Annotated in this window: 4 protein-coding genes; all 4 read right to left on the bottom strand. The window is 73.2% G+C overall.

The features are described from left to right. On the bottom strand, positions 1–415 hold a 415-nt coding region (locus Q1K57_RS08350; RefSeq protein WP_300080885.1), incomplete at its 3' end, for a GTPase. After that, entirely contained in the window at positions 412–1,080 is a 669-nt protein-coding gene (cmk, locus tag Q1K57_RS08345; RefSeq protein WP_300080882.1) for a (d)CMP kinase, read from the bottom strand. The genes cmk and Q1K57_RS08350, both read right to left, overlap by 4 nt. Before the next feature lie 25 nt (positions 1,081–1,105). Then, on the bottom strand, positions 1,106–2,173 hold the full coding sequence (locus Q1K57_RS08340; protein ID WP_300080879.1) for a prephenate dehydrogenase: 1,068 nt from the start codon (positions 2,171–2,173) through the stop codon (positions 1,106–1,108). Then, complete coding sequence (locus tag Q1K57_RS08335; RefSeq protein ID WP_300080877.1) at positions 2,170–2,358, bottom strand: ubiquitin-like protein Pup; 189 nt, start codon at positions 2,356–2,358, stop codon at positions 2,170–2,172. The genes Q1K57_RS08340 and Q1K57_RS08335 overlap by 4 nt, the downstream gene beginning before the upstream one ends. Positions 2,359–2,459: the final 101 nt, after the last annotated feature.

Below are 2,459 nucleotides of genomic sequence, written 5' to 3'. Positions count from 1 at the left end.
GGCCGAGGTTCCACATGGACGCCGCCTCGGCCTCCAGCCGCTGGTCGTCCACCTTGTTGGCGGCCAGCACGACCGGCTTCTTCGAGCGGCGCAGCACCCGCACGACCGCCTCGTCCTCGTCGGTGACGCCCACGGTGGCGTCCACCACGAACAGCACGGCGTCCGCCGCGTCGATGGCCAGCTCGGCCTGCTCGGCGATGCGTCCGGCCATGCCGCGCGCGTCGGACGCCCACCCGCCGGTGTCCACGATCACGAACTCGCGGCCGTTCCAGTTGGCGTCGTAGCTGACCCGGTCCCGCGTGACGCCGGGCAGGTCCTGCACGACCGCCTCGCGGCGGCCCAGGATGCGGTTGACCAGCTGGCTCTTGCCCACGTTCGGGCGGCCCACGACGGCCAGGACGGGTTTGAGGCTCACGAGCGCTCCTTGGCGAGGTCGATGACGGTCTCGACCACCTGGTCGAAGGTCAGGTCGGAGGTGTCGAGCAGCAGGACGCCGTCGGCGGCCGTCTGGAACTCGACCAGCTTGGAGTCGTCGGCGTCCCGGCGCAGCACCTGATCGCGCAGCTCGGCCTGGTTGACGCGGCCACCCAGTTCGCCCTCGCGGCGCGCCAGCCGTGCCTCCGGCGACGCGGTGAGCAGGAGGCGCAGGTCGGCGTCCGGGTAGACGACGGTGGTGATGTCGCGGCCCTCCGCGACCACGCCGTTCGGGGCCGCATCCATGAGGGCGCGCTGGCGCGCGACGAGATCGGCGCGGCACTCGGGGATCGTCGAGACGGTCGAGACGTTCGCCGACGTGCGCGGCTCCCGGATCTCGGCGGTCACGTCGCGACCGTTGACGCGCACCCAACGCTCGTCGGGGTTGAGCGAGAGCGCGATGTCGGCGTTGGTCGTGGCCGCGATGACCGCCGCCGTGTCGGACGGGGCCACGCCGGCGTCCAGGAACGCGACCGCGACCGCGCGGTACATCGCGCCGGTGTCGAGGTAGCCGAGGCCGAGCCGGCGGGCCACCTCGCGGGCGGTCGACGACTTCCCGGACCCGGAGGGTCCGTCGATGGCGATGACGAGGCGATCGGCGGGCACCGGTGCAGTCTACTGACCCGCCCGATCAGGGACGCACGAACCAGCCCGCGTCGGTGAGCGCCCGCGCGAGGCGGGTCGCCGAGGCCGGCTCCACCTGCACCGCCAGCCAGCCCACCTGGCGTTCGAGGTCGTGGTCGATCGTGACGTCCTCGACGTTCACCCCCGCCGCCTCGATGTCGGCGAACAGCTTGGCGAGCGCGCCCGGGGCGTCCGGGATCTCGACGACGACCGCAACCCACGTCGCCGGGCTCGACCCGTGTTTGCCCGGCAGCGACCGGACACCCTGGCGACCGCGCTCGAGGAAGGCGCGCACCTCGTCGGGGTCGTCGAGCACCGCGATGAGCTCGCCGAGAGAGCTGTGCAACTCCTCGAGCTCCACCCGCACCGCGCGCGCGTTCGCCGCGATGATCTGCTGCCACAGACGCGGGTCGGAGCCCGCGATGCGGGTGACGTCCCGCAGCCCCTGCCCGGCGAGGCGCAGGTGTTCGGGAGGCAGGTCGAGCAGCCCGCCGCCCACGAGGGCGCTCACGAGCTGCGGCACATGCGACACCTGCCCCACGGCCTCGTCGTGGTGTTGGGCGGCCATCGTCACCAGCCGGGCGCCGCAGAGCTCGGCCACCCGCTCGACCGTGAGCACTGCTTGGGCCGAGGCCGTGTCGTGCGGCGTGATCACCCAGGTGCGGTCGACGAACAGGTCGGCCCGGGCCGTCAACGGGCCGGCCTTCTGCGACCCCGCCATGGGGTGCGAGCCGCAGTACCGGGCCAGATCGGCGCCCGTCGCGCGCAGAGCCGCCAGCACGACGCCCTTCACCGAACCCACGTCGGTGACGGTGGCGTGCGGGTAGCGCTCCAGGCTCTCGGCGATCACGGACGCCAACGCCGCCGGCGGCACCGCCACGACGACGAGGCGGTAGTCGGCCGGCGGGAGCGGCTCGATGCTGCCCGCGCCTCGCGAGGCCGCCACCACCGCGTGGCTGTGCCGGGCGTCGGTCAGGTGGACGTCGACGCCCGCGTTCGTGAGCGCCATCGCCACGGACGCCCCGACGAGGCCCGTCCCGATGACCAGGGCAGGCGAAAGGGTCACCTCGATCACTGGCCGCCCTTCTGCACGAAACCGCGCACGTAGGCCTCGGCGTCCGACTCGAGCACCGTGTCGATCTCGGCCAACAACTCGTCCAGACCCGCGGCGTCCGCTTGTCCCTGCGGGGAGAGCTGGGACTCGTGCGACTCCTCGGACCGGCGCGCCGTGGTGCGCTGCCGCTGGATGCGCTCGCTCATCGTCCCTCCTCGGTGGCCGCCCGATGGGCCCCCACGAGTGTATCCACGCTCATGGGCTCCGCCGTGGGGGCGGGGTGGTGGCGGAACGGATCGGTGAGGTC

Source organism: Propioniciclava sp., from assembly GCF_029977985.1.
Lineage (GTDB): Bacteria > Actinomycetota > Actinomycetes > Propionibacteriales > Propionibacteriaceae > Propioniciclava.
This window is presented reverse-complemented; position numbering and strand designations above follow the sequence as displayed.

Coding starts and splice junctions, on each gene's coding strand:
- Q1K57_RS08335 (WP_300080877.1), bottom strand. CDS start 2,358: ATGAGCGAGCGCATCCAGCGGCAGCGCACCACGGCGCGCCGGTCCGAG.